Source organism: Mycolicibacterium baixiangningiae, assembly GCF_016313185.1.
Lineage (GTDB): Bacteria > Actinomycetota > Actinomycetes > Mycobacteriales > Mycobacteriaceae > Mycobacterium > Mycobacterium baixiangningiae.
The window spans coordinates 125,327-142,360 of record NZ_CP066218.1 but is presented as its reverse complement, the minus strand read 5'-3'; the positions used below and the strand labels follow the sequence as shown (position 1 = coordinate 142,360).

Sequence of the window (17,034 nt, the reverse complement as noted above, 5' to 3'; positions counted from 1 at the left end):
CAAACAGAACCAAAGATCGCGGTTCTCAAACCCACAAAGTCGGTTCTCAAACCCATAAAGTCGGAGCCCTATGTACGCCGAAGAACGGCAGCAGGCCATCGCCTCGCTGGTGATGCAGAAGGGGCGCGCCTCGGTGGCCGAACTCGCCGAGACCTACGACGTCACGACGGAGACCGTCCGGCGCGACCTGGCGACCCTCGACCGCGCAGGCGTGTTGCGCCGCGTACACGGCGGCGCCGTCCCCGCCCGAGCGCTGCACGCCGTCGAGGCGGGGTTCAGCGAACGCGACGCCACCCGGGCCGACCACAAGGATGCGATCGCCGCCGCGGCGGTCGACTATTTTCCCGCGAGCGGTGCCAGCGTGCTCATCGACGCCGGCACCACCACCGCGCGGATCGCCGCGCAACTGCCCACCGACCGCGACCTCGTGGTGGTGACGAACTCCGTTCCCATCGCCGCCCGCCTGGCCGGTGTGCCCTCGGTGCGCCTGCAACTGCTCGGCGGCCGGGTGCGCGGATTGACCCAGGCCGCCGTCGGCGAACAGGCGCTGTCCGCCCTCGACGACCTGCGGGTGGACGTGGCGTTCATGGGCACCAACGGCATCAGCCTCCGGCACGGCCTGTCCACCCCGGACGGTGAGGAAGCCGCCGTGAAGCGGGCGATGGTCCGGGCGGCCAACTACGTCGTCGCGGCCGCCGATTCGTCGAAGGCCGGCCGCGAGGAGTTCGTCAGCTTCGCACCGATCGACTGCGTCGACACCCTGATCACCGACAGCGAGATCGACGCGACGTTCCGCGACCGCCTGGTCGGGCGGGGCGTGGAGGTGATGCTGGCATGATCGTCACGGTCACCCCCAACCCCAGCATCGACCGCACCGTCACGCTGCCCACCCCATTGACGCGCGGTGCGGTGCAACGGATCTCGTCGGTCACCAACGAACCCGGAGGCAAGGGCGTCAACGTCGCCCGCGTGCTGAGCCAAGCGGGGACGGACGTCATGGCGCTGCTGCCCGCCGCGGCCGGTGACCCGCTGATCGCCGCACTGCGCTCGACCGGCGTGCCGCTCCGCGCCGTCCCGGTGGCCGAACCGGTGCGAACCAACCTGGCGATCACCGAATCCGACGGCACCACAACCAAACTCAACGAGCCCGGGGCGATGCTGGACGCCGTCGCCCGCGAGGCGCTGACCCGCTCGATCGTCGACACCGCCGCCCATGCCGCGTGGGTGGTGATGTCCGGATCACTTCCGCCGGGACTGCCGGACAGTTGGTATGCCGACGTCGTCGCGCTCTTGGCGCCGCTTCCGTGCCGCGTGGCGGTGGACACCTCCGAAGGTCCGCTGACCGCGCTCGCCGCGGCGTTCGACCACGCCGCGCCGGACCTGATCAAACCGAACGCCGAGGAGCTGGCCGGCCTGGTGGGCGGGTCGGCCGAAAACCTGGAAAACTCAGTGGCGCAAGGCGATCCCGAGCCCGTCGTCGCTGCTGCCCGGCAACTCATCGACCGTGGCGTCGGCACGGTACTCGCGACGCTGGGCGCTTCGGGCGCAGTACTGGTCGACACGACCGGGGCCTGGCTCGCCCTCCCGCCGCCGACCGTGGCGCGCAGCACCGTCGGCGCCGGTGACTCGGCGCTGGCCGGGTACGTCCGGGCGGCCGTCGGCGGCGCAGCACCACCCCACCGCCTGCGCATGGCCGTGGCATACGGTTCGGCCGCCGCGGCCCTGCCCGGCTCCGCCCTGCCGACGCCGGCGCAACTCGATCTGGACGGCGTCACCGTCACCCCCATCCATCCGTCCGTCACCCCGGCGCCTGCCACCTCCTGACACCGACCGAAAGATCAGTCATGTCCACACCCGCCGCATCACCGATCATCACCACCGACCTCGTGGTGCTCGACGCCGCCGTCGAAGGCGGGAAGGCCGCCGTGATCGGGCAACTCACCGACCACCTCGCCGCCGCCGGCCGCACCGCCGATCCCCGCGGTCTGGCGCGCGCAGCGCTGGCTCGTGAGGAGCAGTCGGCGACCGGGCTGCCCGGGGGTATCGCGATCCCGCACTGCCGGTCGCCCTACGTCGACACCGCGACCATCGGTTTCGCCCGGCTGAAGCCCGGTGTGGACTTCGGCGCCCCGGACGGACCCGCGGATCTGGTGTTCCTGATCGCCGCGCCGGAGTCCGGCGGCGCCGAACACATGAAGCTGCTGTCCAGCCTGGCGCGCGCCCTGGTCCGCAAGGACTTCGTCGCCTCCCTGCGCGCGGCCGCCACGCCCGAGGAGGTGGTGGCGCTGGTCGACGGCGTCGTCAACCCGCAGGCCGCGCCGCCGCCCGCACCTGCCACCACCGCACCCGCCAAGCAGCGCTCCCTGGTCGCGGTCACCGCCTGCCCGACCGGGATCGCGCACACCTACATGGCGGCCGACTCGCTGGTGGCCGCCGCGAAGAAGGCCGGCGTCACACTGCACGTCGAGACCCAGGGATCGTCGGGCAGTACGCCGCTGGCCCCGGCGACGATCGACGAAGCCGACGCCGTCATCTTCGCCACCGACGTCGGGGTGAAGGACCGGGCGCGCTTCGCGGGTAAGCCCGTGATCGCCTCCGGCGTGAAGCGGGCCATCAACGAACCGGACCGGATGGTCGCCGACGCGCTGGCCGCCGCCGACGATCCGAACCCCGCCCGCGTGGAGGGAGCCGCCGCGGGGACACCGGCCGCCGCCGCCCCGTCGGGAGACGTCGGCTGGGGCACACGCACCCGCCAGATCCTGCTCACCGGCGTGAGCTACATGATCCCGTTCGTCGCCGCGGGCGGTCTGCTGATCGCGCTGGGCTTCCTGTTCGCCGGCTACGACATCGCGAATACGCCTGACGGACAGACGGATTCGCTCGGGATGATCATCGCCACCGGGAACTCGCTGACCGACCTGCCGTCCGGCGGGCTGATCGAGTACCTCGGTGCGGTGCTGTTCACGATCGGCAACCTGGCCTTCTTCTTCCTGGTGCCCGCGCTGGCCGGCTACATCGCGTTCGCGATCGCGGACCGGCCCGGTATCGCACCCGGGTTCGTCGCCGGCTACATCGCCACCACCGTCGGCGCCGGCTTCATCGGCGGTATCGTCGGCGGCCTGATCGCCGGCTTCGCCGCGCTGTGGATCAGCCGGATCGGGGTGCCGAAGTGGGCCCGCGGGCTGATGCCGGTGGTGATCATCCCGCTGTTCGCGTCACTGGTCGTCGGCCTGCTGATGTTCCTGCTGCTCGGCCGCCCGCTGGCGTGGGTGACCACCAGCCTGACCGACTGGCTCAACGGGCTGTCCGGCAGTTCGGTGATCGTGCTGGGCGTCATCCTCGGCCTGATGATGTGCTTCGACCTCGGCGGTCCGGTCAACAAGGCGGCGTACGCGTTCGCCACCACCGGGCTCAACGTGGCCGACCCCGCATCGCTGCGGATCATGGCGGCGGTGATGGCCGCGGGCATGGTGCCGCCGCTCGCGATGGCCCTGGCCTCTACCGTGCGGCCGGGCCTGTTCACCGAACCGGAACGCGAGAACGGCAGGGCCGCATGGCTGCTCGGGGCGTCGTTCATCTCCGAAGGCGCGATCCCGTTCGCCGCGGCCGACCCCCTGCGCGTCATCCCCTCGATGATGTTCGGTGGCGCGATCACGGGAGCGCTCATCATGGCGTTCGACGTCACGTCGAAGGCGCCGCACGGCGGCATCTTCGTGTTCTTCGCGATCGGCAACCTGGCCTGGTTCCTGGTCGCGCTCGCGCTGGGCACGGCGGCCGGCGCCGCCGCGGTCGTGGCGGCCAAACAGTTCGCCAAACGCGATGCGCCCGCGGATTCGACACCCGCGCTCACCAACGCCTGACCACCACCACCGAATCCGAGCACCACCGAATACTGAGGAGACCCCGCATGCCCACAAGAACCGTCACCGTCGGCTCGGCCATCGGCCTGCACGCCCGCCCCGCCGCGATCATCGCCGAAGCCGTCGTCAACGCCGGTGTGCCCGTCACGCTGTCGGTCGGCGGGGGTGAACCGGTCGACGCCGGATCCGCGCTGATGATCATGACGCTGGGCGCCGGCAACGGCACCGAGGTCACGGTGGCCTCCGACGACGAGGCGGCCCTCGACACCGTCGCCGGTCTCGTCCAACAGGACCTCGACGCCTAGCCTGCATGCGGGGTAGTTCCCGGCACAAGAAACCGCAGCTACCCCCCACGCCATACCCTTACGATTGCTGAGTGCATTCGACCGGTCCACGTGGCGTGACGAGATGGGCTCCCCCGGGAGCGTTCCCCGGTTTGCTGTCTACACTGAGGCGCGAAGTCGCTGGCAGGTCGGCAACGGGGGTGCGGAGCGTGATGCAGCGGGTGGGCGTGGTCCTGGCGGCGCTCCTGTTGGCGCTGGTCAGTGCGCCGCCGGTGGGAGCCGTCGAACCGCCGAGCATCGACCCCGCTGCGCTCCCGCCCGACCAGACCGGACCCGATTCGCCGACGGAGCAGCGCCGGGTGTGTTCGGCGCCGACGGTGCTGCCCAACTCGAACTTTGCCGACAAGCCCTGGTCCAACGACTATCTGCAGCTGCCCGAGGCCCAGAAATTCGCCACCGGCGCCGGCGTCACCGTCGCCGTCATCGATACCGGGGTGAACGGCTCCCCGCGCGTGCCCGCTGAACCGGGCGGCGACTTCGTCGACCAGGCCGGCAACGGGATGTCGGACTGCGATTCACACGGGACGCTGACGGCGTCCATCATCGCCGGCCGCGGCTCGCCCACCGACGGGTTCATCGGGGTCGCCCCGAACGCCCGGGTCCTGTCGCTGCGCCAGACCTCGGAGGCGTTCCAGCCCGTCGGTGCCCGGCAGGATCCGAACGACCCGAACACCACCCAAACCGCAGGTTCGCTGCGCAGCCTGGCCCGCGCCGTCGTCCACGCCGCCAACCTCGGCGCCCAGGTGATCAACATCAGCGAGGCCGCCTGCTACAAGATCACCCGCCCGATCGACGAGACCGGTTTGGGCGCGGCGATCAACTACGCGGTCAACGTCAAGAACGCCGTCGTCGTCGTGGCGGCAGGCAACACCGGGCAGGACTGTAGTCAGAATCCCCCGCCGGACCCCGCGGTCCCGAACGATCCGCGCGGCTGGAAGGAGGTCCAGACGGTCGTCAGCCCGGCGTGGTATTCGCCGCTGGTCCTGACCGTCGGCAGCATCAACGACAACGGCCAGCCGAGCAACTTCTCGATGTCCGGGCCCTGGGTGGGTGCCGCGGCCCCCGGAGCGAACATCACCGCGCTGGGCTACGACGGCCAGCCGGTCAATGCGCTGCAGGGCCAGGACGGCCCCATCCCGATCGGCGGGACGTCGTTCTCCGCGGCGTACGTCTCGGGACTGGCGGCGCTGCTCAAGGAACGTTTCCCCGACCTGACCCCCGCGCAGCTGATGAACCGCATCACTGCGACCGCCCGGCACCCCGGCGGCGGTGTCGACAACTACGTCGGCGCCGGGGTGATCGATCCGGTGGCGGCGCTGACATGGGAGGTCCCGGAAGGTCCCGCCGACATCCCCTACCGCGTCAAACAACTGCCCCCGCCGGTCTACGTGCCGCCCCCCGACCGCGGCCCGATCACGTGGGTGGTCGTCATCGGGGCGAGTCTGACGCTCGCGCTCGGGATCGGCGCGCTGACGCGCCGGGCGTTGAGGCGGCGATGAAGACCCTCTTCGGGCAGTTCGGATTGCGCATGACCACCGGCCACCTGATCTGGGCGGCGGTGCTGATCCCTGCGTGCATCGCGATCTTCGTGCCGATGCGCCTGCTCTGGGTGGGCATCACGGTGTCGGTGCTGATCGCGTTGATCGCGGTGGTGACGATCCGCGGCCGCCGGCTGACGGGGTGGGTGGCGGCGCTGTTCGCCTGGCGCCGCCGGCACCGGAGCACTCCACCCGCACCATCGGAGCCCGCTGTGGGTTCGACCGTGATGCCCGGCGATCACGTCGCCGTGCGCTGGCAGGGCGACCATCTGATGTCGGCGATCGAGCTGGTGCCGCGGCCGTTCACCCCGACCGTCGTGGTCAACGGGCAGTCCTTCACCGACGATGTGCTCGACACCGCCCTGGTGGAACAGCTGATCGCCGCGCACTGTCCCGAACTCGAGGCCGACGTGGTGGCCGCGGGTTACCGGGTGGGCAAGACCGCGCCGGCCAGTCTGGTCGCCCTGTACGAGCAGGTGGTCGGACCGTATCCGGCGCCGGCCAGCCGCCGCACGTGGATCGTGCTGCGGGCCGACCCCGAGCAGACCCGCAAGCCGGCGCAACGCCGCGACACCGGGGTGGCAGGCCTGGCGCGGTACCTGGTCGCCTCGACGACCCGGCTCGCGGATCAGTTGGCGAGCAACGGGATCGATGCCCGCCCCAGCCGCAGCTTCGACGACTTCGACCGCGCGACCGAGGTCAGCTTCGAGCGGGAGACGTGGTCGGCCATCAAGGGGCGCAGCACCTTCACCGCGGCGTACAGCGCGCCCGGCGGCCCGGACGTGTGGTGGTCCGCGCGCGCCGATCACACCATCACCCGCATGCGCATCCGTCCAGGAGCGGCGCCGACGACCACGGTGCTGCTGACGACCCTGGCGAATCCGTCCACACCGCGGGGCTTTTCGTGCTTGTTCGGCGGTCAGCGTGCCGCCCTGCAGGGCATCAGCCCGGTGACCGACAAACACTACGAGATGCCGATCGGGTCGGCGGGCATCCTCATCGGGGAGACCGCGGACCGGTATCCGGTGTACATGCCGTTCGACGACGTCGACGTCAGCATCAACCTCGGCGATGCCCGGTTGTTCACCCAGTTCGTGGTCCGGTCGGCGGCGGCGGGTGCGGTGGTGACGCTGGGGCCCCAGTTCGGTGAGTTCGCCGGTTTCGTCAACGGGCGGACCGGCGGCGAGGCCAAGCTGTCGTGGCCGAACGCCACGACCTACCTGAGCCCGCATCCCGGCGTCGGCCGGGTCATCTTGCGGCACAACTTCATCGACACCCCGCGACACCGGCAGCTGCCGATCCGGTTGATCAACCCGCGCGAGGAAAGTCGGTATCAGATGGCTCTCGAGCAGTGACCTGAGGAGGAATACATGTCGGGGGACGAAGTCCGGGTCGAGCCAACGGATCTGCGCGCTCGAGCGAACTCACTTGACCAGGAGATCACCGACGAGTCGCAACGGCCCACGCCGCCGTGCGGACTCCCGTTCGTCACGGCGTCGGCGGCCGGCATCGCGGCGGGTTCCGATACGCTGCGCAGCCACCTGATCTCCGGGAACCGCGAAGCCGAACGGCTCGCCGCGGTGCTGTCCGAGGCCGCCGACGTCTACCAGCAGATCGACAACCGGGCGGCCCAGGCGCTTCAGTACCCCGACGGCCCTCGCTCGGTGGAGCCCGTGCCGGTCAATCCCACTCTGCCGCCGCCGGTCCCGCCGATCGAATTCCCCTCGACGGTGCCTGCCATTCCCGGGGGCCAGACCGACGCAGGCTTCATGGATGTGAAGGCCGCCGCGCAGATCATCCATTCCGGTAACCCCGGCCCCATGCGGACGTACGGCGAGCAGGCGAAGAAGTTCGCCGGGACACTCCGCGACAAAGGCGCGTCCTTCAACCTCGACGGCATCAACTGGGACGGCACCGCTGCCGAGAAGGGCGGCGAGGCGGTTCGTCAGCACAAGGAGTGGCTGGACAAACTGGCCGAGAGCTACCAGTTCCTCGGCAACGAAGCGATCGACATGGCCGATGCGCACGACAAATGGGCCGCAGAGCACCCGACCGTCGCGGAGGTCGAGGCGGTCGAGGCCCGGGCGGCTCAGGCCGGCCAGGCGGGCGACAAGAACGCCCTCGCCGCAGCGGCGCTGGAATACCTTGCGCTGCAGCGGAAGTCCGAGGACGTCCGGACGCGCTACAGCGCGGATGTGGCGGGCAAGAGCCTGCCCAAGGTGCTCGATCCGCCGCCGGGGGCGGTGCCGGTGCCGCCGATCAGCAGCAACGGCGATCCGCGTAAGGCCACGCAGCCGCCCGGTGAGGGAGCGCCTGGTGAACAGGGTTCCGGCGGCGGCGGTGGCGGCGGCCAACCCGGCGCTCAGCCCGGCGGTCCGCCTGCCGCGGCGGCGATGAGTGCGCCGCAGGGGTCTCCGCAACCCGCGGGTGCGTCCTCCGGCGGGGGTTCGCCGTCCGGTGGGGGCGGCTCGCCGTCCTCCGGTGGGGGCTCCCCGTCCGGAGGGGGCGGCTCGCCCGCAGGTGGCGCACCCCCAGGCGGCGGTCTCCCCGGTGGCCTTCCGGGCGGTCTGCCCGGTGGCGGCCCCGAAGGCCTGCCGCCACTGGAGGATCCGGCGCTCAAACCGGCCTCGGCCGGTGGCGGCGGTGGCTCGGGCGGTGGCGCCGGCGGCGGTGGTGGCGGAGTCCCGCCCTCGCCCCTGCAACCCGCGGTGGGCGCGGAGACCGTCGCGCCAGGTGCGGCCGGCGCCGGCCGCGGTGGTGCGGCCGCGGCGGCGGGCCCCGCCGGCGGCATGGGTGCGATGGGCGGTATGGGCGGTATGCCGATGGGTGGCGGCCACGGCGCCGGGCGGGGCGGCGGCGAGAAGAAGCGCACCCCCGGACTGGCACCCGACGAGGACCTCTACACCGAAGACCGGGCGTGGACGGAGTCCGTCATCGGGCACCGGCCTGCCAAGCCGCCGAAGGAAGGCAAGGATGCCAAGTGACCGGTGAGATGCACCCCCAGGTGGCGGCGGTGCTGGCACAGGCGCAGCAGCTGCAGTCGATCATGGACGAGCAGTTACACAAGATGAACAGCCAGACGTTCACCGCATCGGATGAGACCGAGACCGTCCAGGTCACGCTCGACGGGCACCACCACCTGACGGGCGTCCACATCGAGGACGGTCTGCTACGCCACGGTGCGCACGTCGTGGAGCGCCGGCTGAACGAGGCGCTGCAGAACGCCACCGAAGCCGCGACCGCCGCGATCGAAGCAGACCGGGAACGGATCGATGCGCAGGTGGCGGAGCTGACCGAATCATGGAAGCCGTGAGCGGGCCAGCCGCCGGGTAACGCGACCTTCGCGCATCTATCAGTGCGGCGTTGGCCCCCTAACCTGAGCGATGGTGGCCCGGGTGTGAACCCTTCGGTGGCGATCGCAGTTCGGGGCGTTCGCCAACGCAGCCATGCACGCCGCCCCGCTTTAGCGAGTGAAACGGCGGGGGACACAGTGGAGACCGTCTCGAAGTTCCTTTACCTTTGATCTGCGCTGTTTCGCGTTGTAGCATGTTTCTCATGTTGCGAAACGCTGCGGTTCGAGAAACGGAACTGCGGACCGCAGCCGTAGAGGCATTGCGGTCGCGCTTGCCGCGCTCTTGGCACGTCGACACAGCGGACGGGCGTCAGACCGACCGGCGATCTGACTTCGACATAACCCTGACCAGTGCGGATGGAACCGCGGTTACCTTCGCCGCCGAAGTGAAGACGTCCCCCAACGCGACGGTGAAGGACATTGCCCGACAGCTGCGCACGACGGCGGCCGCCTACGCTGACGGTGCCCCTGTGCTCTACGTCGCCGAGTATGTCAGCCCGCCGCTGCGCCGAGCACTCGACGAAGGCGGCATCAGCTACCTAGACACGACCGGCTGGGTCAGCCTCACTGCCTCTGATCCCCCGGTGCTGATCCGTCTCGAAGGTGCCGCCAAGCCGCCGCGACCTCGAGAGACCAAGGCCACGACCCGCCTCACCGGGCCCGCCGCAGCCCGCGCCATCCGGCATCTCCTCGAAGGACACGCGCCGGTAGGGATCCGCGAGCTCGCGAAACTGTCGTCGAGTAGCGCTGCCGCGGTCTCCAAGCTGATGCCGACACTGGTCGACGCCGGCGCGATCGAGCGGGCCGAGGACGGCACCATCACCCACGTTCGCAAGCGCACACTACTCGACCGCTGGGTAACTGATTACAGTTTCACCAACGGCAATGGTGTTGTGCTGGACTACATTGCCCCGCGCGGCCTCACGCGAACCCTTGACCGAATCCGCGAGCGCGACGACATCACCGTTACCGGATCGGCGGCGGCACGGGAATACCTTCCCGCCGACGTCACCTCGGTCGTGCCGCTGACCCTACTTACCCTTTACGCCGATGACGTCGTCGGCACGGCAAGCGGCTTCGGCCTGCTGCGCGCAGACCGCGCGAATAGCAACGTGATGATCACTACGCCGCGTGATCGCACACTGCTCACCGGAGCCCATAGCATCGATTCTGGATTGCGTATCGCGCCGATTTCCCAGGTGCTCGCAGACCTATTGACCCTTCCCAGAGGTCGCCTCGCTCAAGAGGCCGAACAGCTCATCGAGATGCTGGCAAGGAGCGACAATGCCTGGAAAGAATGAAAATGGTTACGCCTCAGAGTACGTCGCGGCACGTGCAGTTCTCCTCGACGCCCTCGGCGCGCTGCACGCTCACTTGCCGTCGATCATCGTCGTCGGCGCCCAGGCCGTGTATCTGCACACGGGGTCCGGTGACTTCGTCGACGCTCCCATGACCACCGACGGCGACCTAGCCCTCGACGGGGCTTCCCTGGCAACTGAACCTGAGCTCACCGCGATGATGAGGCGCGCAGGCTTCGCCGAAGGGCCGAATCCCGGGAGCTGGAAAGGTCGCGGTGACGTGGCGGTCGACATAATGGTCGTCCCGTCGCAATCCGGGCGAACATCGGCAAAGGCACGCTCAGCGCGACTTGAAGGCCATGCGATGTGGGCCGCCCGAATCACGCCTGGGCTGGAACCGGCCCTCGTCGACAACGCCAACCACACAATGCGTGCGTTTGACCCCAACGATGATCGTCAGATCGACGTCCGCGTCGGGGCCCAGCGGCGCTGCTCGTTGCCAAGGCGATCAAATTTCAAGAACGGCTGACGGACAGCAAGGCAGCGGAGAAACGGGTGAAACAGAAGGATGCGCTTGACACGTTCCGTCTGCTCCAGGCCGTCGAAACAGAAGACCTCATCGCGGGTCTGCGCCTCCACCTCGCCGACGAGGACGCCCAAGCCGTGAGCATCCGCGCGATGGCCTTCCTCGAAGAGTTCGGCAAGTCACCGGATTCCGTTCTGCCCCAGTCCGCTGCCGCCGTGGCGGGCGACGAGCCGACCGTTGCCCCAAGCTTCGCGGCACTCACCACGGACTTGCTGACCGCGTTCGCCGAATTGCGACCACCATCGTTCTCACCGCGCTGACGAACCCTGCCAACGAGCCCGTCAGCGGGTCAGCCGCCCGGTATCTCGACCTTCGCGATGGCGTCGCGCCCGGCGACGTCGCCCGACTCGTAACGGGTCGCGGCGGTGCGTAGGTTCTGGCCGAATTCGCGGGCCGCGCCGGCGACCGTCGCCGTGAGCGCGCCGATGTCGCGCTGCGCGTGCCGGCAGGCCCGGCCTGACCGAATGCCGCCGCGGCACCGGTGAGCACCGGCGGATTCACCTGCAACACATCACCGCTCACCGGTCACCCTCCTAGAAGCGCAGGTTGCGTAAGACGTCGTACACGCTGGCGATCCACAGCAGCAGCGGGATGACGGCGGCGATCGCGGCACCGTCGACCAGTTCGAGGATCCGCTTGGTCACCGGTGACACCCGCCGCACGCCGTCGGTCGCACCGATGATCACCAGCGCCACCGCGCCGAGTGCGGTGTAGATCGCCAGCACCAGCCAGGCGTCGTCGGGATACCACTGGCACAGCTTGATCATCACGCCGGTCGGGACGATGACGGTCACGGCCAGCAGCGCCCACGCACACCAGCGCTCGGCGTACAGGCGGGACCGGAACGCGCAGATCGCGGAGACCAGTCCGGCGACGATCATGCTGTGCACGAAGAAGTGTCCCTGCACGACGACCGCGATCGACCCGACCGCAAGGATCAGCGCACCCGCAGTCAGGAACCCGATCAGCAGCTGTTTGGCCAGCACGCTGCGCTCCTGCAGCCGGGCGGCCGATTCGGGCACCGACGCGATGATCGCCTGCCACGTCGGCGACTCCTCGTCGACGCCTTCGCGCGACGTCACCGGATCGAGCAGTTCGTCGTTGGCGACGGTCTCACCCGGCGCGGGGATGGGGGGCAGCGCGATGCGGGCCACGGCCACGGTCAGCTTCGCCGCATTGGTCACCACGATCAGGCCGAACGCGACCGCACCCGCGGGCACCCAGTAGTTCCAGCCGTATCCGTACGCCACCGCGGCAGCGGTGAGCGCCGCCGCGGCCACCGCCATGAACGCCGCGAACTCGGCCCGTTTGCGGGGGCCGCCCCTGGTCGCCAGCGTCAGCAGCAGCACCACGGCCCCGGCGCCGGCCACCTGCGGCGCGCCCAGCGATCCGACACCGTTGGGCAGCGGCACCGCCAACGCCGCGCCACCGGCCAGCGCGGGTAGCGCGGCGATCAGCAGGCTTTCGGCCATGTTCAGGTTGGCGTAACGGTGCTGCGCCATCATGCTGCCGCCCAACAGACCGAGCCCGAGCAGCGCGAGCGCCAACGCCCACCACAGGCTCTGACCCGTGCGGTCCCACGACACCAGCGCCATCACCGTGATCGCCAGCGAGACAAGGGGAATCGACACCCCGACGAAACGGTTCAACGCGCCGCGGTCGAACTCCGGAGACTCGTCGAGCACCGCGATCGCGTCGATGACGTCCTCGACGAGCGGCCGGTAGCGTTCGGTGCGGCTCACCGACACCAGCGTCAGCAACGATCCGTCGACCACCCCGGCGTCGTCGAGGGACTCACCGGCCTTGAGCGGCGGGGCGCCCGGACGCGCGAACGCCCACACGCCCTGTGCGGTGAAGTCGAACCCGACGAGCACATCCTTCGGGGTGTCCTCGAGGATCTCCGCGAGCACCGCGACGGTCTCGTCGATATAGGTTTCGATCGGTGCCGCCGCAGGCAGTACGAGGTCCGTCATGCGCCGGCCGGTCAGGATGGTCACCCGGGTGGTCGACGGCCGCCCGGGTGTGACACTCGAGGTGGACGAAGCTGCGGCGGTGGTGGTCAACGGCGTTCGAGCCTGTCGAAGTCGTCAGACAAGGCGGCCGCCAACTCGGTGATCCGGCGCTGGAAGGTCTTGTCGAGCAGCTCGAGCTGGATCTCGGTGCCCGCCGCGATGTGCTTGTCCCACGGCAGCACGATGACACGACCGGGCGCCACGTGTCGCTCGAATTGCTGAACAAGATCGGCGACATCGATGTTGGGTTTGCCGGGCACGACGTGGTTGATCACCACGCAGGAGCGGCCCAGCAGATCCTGGTAGCCGTTCTGGCGCATCCAGTCCATCGTCACCGCGGCCTGGCGGGCGCCGTCGATGGATGCGCTGGCGACGATCACCAGCCCCGACACCGTCGAGAGCACCGCGCGCGACGCCGGCTGGAACAACCCGGCGCCGCAGTCGGCGAGCACCAGGTTGTAGTAGCGCGACACGACGTCCGTCGCGCCCTTCCAGTCGTCGTCGTTGAACTCACGGCGGGCCTGGCTGTACTCCTCCGACGACAGCACCTCCAGGTTGGCGCCGTTCATGCTCGTGTAGGCGCGAATGTCGTTGTAGCGGGCCAGTTCCTTGTCCGAGAGCAGGTCGGCGATGGTGGCCGCCGACTGCCGGCCCGCCCGGTCGGCGAGGTTGCCCGCGTCGGGGTCGGCGTCGATGGCCAGGATCCGGTCGCCGCGCACCTTGGCCAGCGTCGACCCCAGCGCGACGGTGACGGCGGTCTTGCCGACACCGCCCTTGAGGCCCAGAACGCCGATCTGGTACGAGTCGCGGGCGTTGCGCCGGATCCGCGCGTGCAGATCCAGCTCGTAGACCTCGTCGGGCGACAGCCCCAGGTTGATCCGGGTCATCAGGTACAGGACGTGGCGCCAGCCGCGCTGCGAAGGCATCTTGACCGCGGACTTCACCCCGACGTGCGACAGCGCGTCGATGGCGCGGTGGTTGCCCATCGCCGCCGCGGACGTCGGTGCCGGCTGCATGGGCGGCTGTCCCGGCTGCCACGTCGTCTCCGCCGGGGCGACGTCGGTGAAGTGGGCGGACGGCGGCGGCGCCGGCGCCGGCGCCGGTCGGGGTGCCGGGGCGGTCGCCTGACGGGGCGCCTCGAACCGGGCGCCGCCCGGGAGGTTGGTCTGCGGCGCGCGCATCATGCTGTTCGGCGGGCGCTGCGGCGTCGGGGCCTGCGGCGTCTGCGGAGTGGGCGCCTGCGTGGTGGGCGGCATCTGGGTGGTGATCTCGGCGTGCCGCGGGGGCGGGGCCGGTGCGGCCTGGGTGCGCGGCGGGGTGATCGGCAGTGGCGGCGGTGCCGCGCTGTCGGTGCGATTCGATCCGCCGGTCGGCGCCGGCGCTGCGGTGTTGCCCTGCATCAGGGCGTCGCGATCGACATGCACGGTCGCCTCGTCGGGCGTCTGAGCGGCGTCTGGGGAGTGGAAGAGCCGGTCATAGTCGGCCGACATGGGAAGCCTCTCGATGGTGGGTTTGCGCCGAAGCGCAGGAGGTGGGCGGGTGGGCCAGCACGGTGACGGCTGGCCCGACCCGCCCACCTTCAAGCAGTTGTGTCAGGCGAACATTCCCGTGACGCCGGCTTCGGTCTGAGCCATGGTGGAGCCGGCCTCGCTGATGGTCTGCGAGAGGTTCTGCAGGGCCGCGTTGAGCTCGGCCGAGGTGTTGTCCCAGCGGGCCTGGACGGCCTGGTAGGCCTCCGAACCCGAACCGCCCCACACCGCCGCCAGCGAGCCGAGCGAAGCCTTGCCCTCGTCGAGCAGCCCCTGGGTGGTGCTGACCGCTCCGTTGATCTCGCCTGCGCCGCCTTCGATGCCCGCGAAGTTCCATACCTGTTCCGACATTGAATTCTCCTTGTGTAGGTCTGTGAGTGGTCAGAGGTTCATGGACGACGCGAGCGTGCCGGCCTGATCCTCATCGGTCGAGCCGTACTGGGTGCCCGAGGTGTGGATGTTGGAGGAGATTTCGGTCAGGGTCTGGATCTGCGCCTGAGCCGCCTCCTGGTAGCGCAGCAGCGCCGCCTGTGCCGCCTCGCCGGCCTGACCCCGCCACTGCGGCATGAGGCTGTTGGCGGTGGCGTCCACCGACCGCATCACGCCCTGCAGCTCGCCCGAGATTCGCTCGAAGTTGCCGGCCTCCTTGGCGAGGACAGCAATATCGGTATTCATTGCCATTGTTGGATACATCCTTCTTTTCCTGTGTCCTCACCACGGGAATGGCGAGTCTTCCGGTCGGGTGACCGGGAAGTCTGTCGGTGCGACGGCTTTACCAGTCGTCGCCTTCGTCCTCGCCCAGATCGTGGGCGAGTGGGGCCGGGGCGGTCAGCCCCGGTTTCGAGCTGCCACCCTTGGAGCCCTGTCCGGCCATGCCCATCGGGCCGCCCATCCCGCCGCCCGCGCCGGCACCGACCGGTGCCAGCCCGCCGAGCGCCGCTCCGGCCGCCGCGCCGGCACCGACCGCGACGGGGGCGGCCTCCACCTTGTCGCCGACCAGATTGGCCATCAGCGGGGTCCGCGGCGCGCTACCTCCGGCGCCGGGCAGCGACGCCGCCCGCACCAGGCCGGCCCCTGAGCTCGCGCCTGACCCGCCGGCCATCGGATGGTTGGAGAACGGCGCGGCACCGATCAGACCGACCTGCGCCTTGTCGCTGCCCAGGCCGCCGCCCATCTGCCCGAAGATCGACGACACCTGCTGCAGCGGTTGGGTCAGCATCTGCATCGGTGTCTGCACCATCTGTCCGAACTGCTGCGGCAACTGGGTGGCCATGGAGCCCATCTGGCCGGCCATCTGCACACCCATCTGGACGCCCTGCTGCATCATCTGGTCCTGCGGCTGCTGCCCCGCCTGCTCCGCGGCGTTCTCCCCTTTCTGCACCGCGCCCTGGGCGCGTTGGGCGGCCATGTTCCCCTGCGACATCGCCCGGCCGGCGTTGAGGCCGACGGACTCCATCTTGGCGGTGGCGCTGGCCGTGGCGATGATCCCGTTGCGCAGCACGCCCATCGGTGCGCGCGCCGCCGCCTGCGCGGCCGCCGTGGCACCGGTGGTCTCCCCGACGCCGGGGATGACGATCGGCGTCATCGGCGGAATCGGCTCGAACAGCAGGTTCATCTGTGTCTCGGCCTGGTAGACGTCCATGGCCGCGGCCGCCTGGTTCCACATCCGCACGAAGTAGTCGAACTCGTTCACCCCGATCGGCACGGTGTTGACGCCCAGGAAGTTGGTCGCCTCCAGAACGCCGTGCGTGATGTGGTTCTGTTCGATCTCAGGGATCGGCGGAGTAGTTGCCATTGCAAGGGTGTACGAGCTCGCCTGATTTGCCGCCTGTAGCGCCCGCTTCATCGCCTGCGCTGCTGTGGTCCGCAGCCACACCACCATCGGCATGGTCGCGGAGACAGCGGTTTCGCTCGCCGACCCCGACCACATCGACGTCAGGTTCGCCAGGCTGGCGGCCAGTTCGTCGGCCTGGGTCTCCAACAGCACGGCGAGCGCCTCCCACCCGGCGGCGGCCTGGAGCATCGGCGCAGGGCCGGCTCCAGCCATCAACCGCCCGGTGTTGACCTCGGGCGGCAGCGCCGTCCAGGTCGGTGGGAGGGGTATGCCCGTCAGTGCCATGGTGAGTGAGTCACTCCGCTAGGAGATCCGCCGGGAATCCGCCGCGCCCGCTCAGAAGGTGCTGGCGTTGGCGGAGTCGACGGCGGCGTAGATACCTGAGATCTCCATGAACGCCGCACCCGCGCGAGACAGCTCCTCCTGCGCGAACGTGTTCAGCGCGAGGGTCTGCGCACCCTCCGCGGCGAACATGGCCGACGCCATCGCCGACACCTCGTCGGCGCCGGCCGGCACCAGCGCGGTCACCGCCGCGGTCGCCGCCGTCCCACCGGCGAGGCCCCGCGCACCGTTTGCGACGACCTGGCCGCCGATGCCCGCTGCGCCCGGATTGTGTTCGAGAGGTTGCATTTGCGCATCTCCTTTACTTGTTCCTGATAAGCAGGACAAGCGATCGTGAAC

General features: G+C 69.8%; 17 protein-coding genes. 11 read left to right on the top strand and 6 right to left on the bottom strand.

Annotation, left to right across the window (positions count from 1 at the left end; genetic code table 11):
• Nucleotides 1-70 precede the first annotated feature (70 nt).
• From I7X18_RS00690 to I7X18_RS29420, 11 genes are all read left to right on the top strand, one after another.
• Nucleotides 71-838 carry a DeoR/GlpR family DNA-binding transcription regulator gene (locus tag I7X18_RS00690; RefSeq protein ID WP_193045182.1) on the top strand — a complete coding sequence of 256 codons (768 nt, stop codon included), beginning with the start codon at nucleotides 71-73 and terminating at the stop codon, nucleotides 836-838.
• Nucleotides 835-1,824, top strand: a complete 990-nt coding sequence (locus I7X18_RS00685; protein WP_193045183.1) for a 1-phosphofructokinase family hexose kinase — start codon at nucleotides 835-837, stop codon at nucleotides 1,822-1,824. Before I7X18_RS00690 ends, I7X18_RS00685 begins: the two co-directional genes overlap by 4 nt.
• 20 nt (nucleotides 1,825-1,844) lie before the next feature.
• A complete protein-coding gene (locus I7X18_RS00680; protein ID WP_193045184.1) occupies nucleotides 1,845-3,860 on the top strand; it encodes a PTS fructose transporter subunit IIABC in 2,016 nt (671 codons plus the stop codon).
• A gap of 47 nt (nucleotides 3,861-3,907) precedes the next feature.
• The gene (locus tag I7X18_RS00675; protein WP_193045185.1) at nucleotides 3,908-4,165 is read left to right on the top strand and encodes an HPr family phosphocarrier protein; all 258 of its coding nucleotides are present in this window, start codon (nucleotides 3,908-3,910) and stop codon (nucleotides 4,163-4,165) included.
• A 191-nt stretch (nucleotides 4,166-4,356) separates the two neighbouring features.
• A complete protein-coding gene (gene mycP / locus I7X18_RS00670; RefSeq protein ID WP_193045852.1) occupies nucleotides 4,357-5,703 on the top strand; it encodes a type VII secretion-associated serine protease mycosin in 1,347 nt (448 codons plus the stop codon).
• A complete protein-coding gene (eccE, locus tag I7X18_RS00665) occupies nucleotides 5,700-7,097 on the top strand; it encodes a type VII secretion protein EccE (RefSeq protein ID WP_193045186.1) in 1,398 nt (465 codons plus the stop codon). The genes mycP and eccE overlap by 4 nt, the downstream gene beginning before the upstream one ends.
• Nucleotides 7,098-7,112: 15 nt before the next feature.
• Nucleotides 7,113-8,726, top strand: a complete 1,614-nt coding sequence (locus tag I7X18_RS29800) for a PPE domain-containing protein (RefSeq protein WP_193045187.1) — start codon at nucleotides 7,113-7,115, stop codon at nucleotides 8,724-8,726.
• Nucleotides 8,727-8,734: 8 nt separating this feature from the next.
• Complete coding sequence (locus I7X18_RS00655) at nucleotides 8,735-9,055, top strand: YbaB/EbfC family nucleoid-associated protein (RefSeq protein WP_193045853.1); 321 nt, start codon at nucleotides 8,735-8,737, stop codon at nucleotides 9,053-9,055.
• A gap of 242 nt (nucleotides 9,056-9,297) precedes the next feature.
• The gene (locus tag I7X18_RS00650) at nucleotides 9,298-10,395 is read left to right on the top strand and encodes a hypothetical protein (protein ID WP_226863270.1); all 1,098 of its coding nucleotides are present in this window, start codon (nucleotides 9,298-9,300) and stop codon (nucleotides 10,393-10,395) included.
• Nucleotides 10,379-10,921, top strand: a complete 543-nt coding sequence (locus I7X18_RS29425) for a hypothetical protein (RefSeq protein WP_226863271.1) — start codon at nucleotides 10,379-10,381, stop codon at nucleotides 10,919-10,921. The genes I7X18_RS00650 and I7X18_RS29425 overlap by 17 nt, the downstream gene beginning before the upstream one ends.
• 26 nt (nucleotides 10,922-10,947) lie before the next feature.
• Complete coding sequence (locus I7X18_RS29420) at nucleotides 10,948-11,238, top strand: hypothetical protein (protein ID WP_226863272.1); 291 nt, start codon at nucleotides 10,948-10,950, stop codon at nucleotides 11,236-11,238.
• A 273-nt stretch (nucleotides 11,239-11,511) separates the two neighbouring features.
• Here the strand turns inward: I7X18_RS29420 and eccD are convergent, their stop codons facing one another.
• From eccD to I7X18_RS00610, 6 genes are all read right to left on the bottom strand, one after another.
• A complete protein-coding gene (gene eccD, locus I7X18_RS00635) occupies nucleotides 11,512-13,041 on the bottom strand; it encodes a type VII secretion integral membrane protein EccD (RefSeq protein ID WP_193045188.1) in 1,530 nt (509 codons plus the stop codon).
• Nucleotides 13,038-14,480 (bottom strand): MinD/ParA family ATP-binding protein, encoded by a 1,443-nt coding sequence (locus tag I7X18_RS00630; protein ID WP_193045189.1) that lies wholly within the window; start codon nucleotides 14,478-14,480, stop codon nucleotides 13,038-13,040. The genes eccD and I7X18_RS00630 overlap by 4 nt, the downstream gene beginning before the upstream one ends.
• A gap of 102 nt (nucleotides 14,481-14,582) precedes the next feature.
• A complete protein-coding gene (locus tag I7X18_RS00625; protein ID WP_193045190.1) occupies nucleotides 14,583-14,870 on the bottom strand; it encodes a WXG100 family type VII secretion target in 288 nt (95 codons plus the stop codon).
• Between the two features lie 30 nt (nucleotides 14,871-14,900).
• Nucleotides 14,901-15,200 carry a WXG100 family type VII secretion target gene (locus tag I7X18_RS00620; RefSeq protein ID WP_193045191.1) on the bottom strand — a complete coding sequence of 100 codons (300 nt, stop codon included), beginning with the start codon at nucleotides 15,198-15,200 and terminating at the stop codon, nucleotides 14,901-14,903.
• 91 nt (nucleotides 15,201-15,291) lie between these two features.
• Entirely contained in the window at nucleotides 15,292-16,638 is a 1,347-nt protein-coding gene (locus tag I7X18_RS00615; protein WP_193045192.1) for a PPE family protein, read from the bottom strand.
• 51 nt (nucleotides 16,639-16,689) lie between these two features.
• On the bottom strand, nucleotides 16,690-16,983 hold the full coding sequence (locus I7X18_RS00610; RefSeq protein ID WP_193045193.1) for a PE domain-containing protein: 294 nt from the start codon (nucleotides 16,981-16,983) through the stop codon (nucleotides 16,690-16,692).
• Nucleotides 16,984-17,034 lie beyond the last annotated feature (51 nt).

Coding starts and splice junctions, on each gene's coding strand:
- I7X18_RS00685 (WP_193045183.1), top strand. CDS start 835: ATGATCGTCACGGTCACCCCCAACCCCAGCATCGACCGCACCGTCACG.
- I7X18_RS00610 (WP_193045193.1), bottom strand. CDS start 16,983: ATGCAACCTCTCGAACACAATCCGGGCGCAGCGGGCATCGGCGGCCAG.
- mycP (WP_193045852.1), top strand. CDS start 4,357: ATGCAGCGGGTGGGCGTGGTCCTGGCGGCGCTCCTGTTGGCGCTGGTC.
- I7X18_RS00690 (WP_193045182.1), top strand. CDS start 71: ATGTACGCCGAAGAACGGCAGCAGGCCATCGCCTCGCTGGTGATGCAG.
- I7X18_RS00620 (WP_193045191.1), bottom strand. CDS start 15,200: ATGGCAATGAATACCGATATTGCTGTCCTCGCCAAGGAGGCCGGCAAC.
- eccE (WP_193045186.1), top strand. CDS start 5,700: ATGAAGACCCTCTTCGGGCAGTTCGGATTGCGCATGACCACCGGCCAC.
- I7X18_RS00615 (WP_193045192.1), bottom strand. CDS start 16,638: ATGGCACTGACGGGCATACCCCTCCCACCGACCTGGACGGCGCTGCCG.
- I7X18_RS00680 (WP_193045184.1), top strand. CDS start 1,845: ATGTCCACACCCGCCGCATCACCGATCATCACCACCGACCTCGTGGTG.
- I7X18_RS00650 (WP_226863270.1), top strand. CDS start 9,298: ATGTTGCGAAACGCTGCGGTTCGAGAAACGGAACTGCGGACCGCAGCC.
- I7X18_RS29425 (WP_226863271.1), top strand. CDS start 10,379: ATGCCTGGAAAGAATGAAAATGGTTACGCCTCAGAGTACGTCGCGGCA.
- I7X18_RS00625 (WP_193045190.1), bottom strand. CDS start 14,870: ATGTCGGAACAGGTATGGAACTTCGCGGGCATCGAAGGCGGCGCAGGC.
- I7X18_RS00655 (WP_193045853.1), top strand. CDS start 8,735: ATGCACCCCCAGGTGGCGGCGGTGCTGGCACAGGCGCAGCAGCTGCAG.
- I7X18_RS29800 (WP_193045187.1), top strand. CDS start 7,113: ATGTCGGGGGACGAAGTCCGGGTCGAGCCAACGGATCTGCGCGCTCGA.
- I7X18_RS00630 (WP_193045189.1), bottom strand. CDS start 14,480: ATGTCGGCCGACTATGACCGGCTCTTCCACTCCCCAGACGCCGCTCAG.
- I7X18_RS00675 (WP_193045185.1), top strand. CDS start 3,908: ATGCCCACAAGAACCGTCACCGTCGGCTCGGCCATCGGCCTGCACGCC.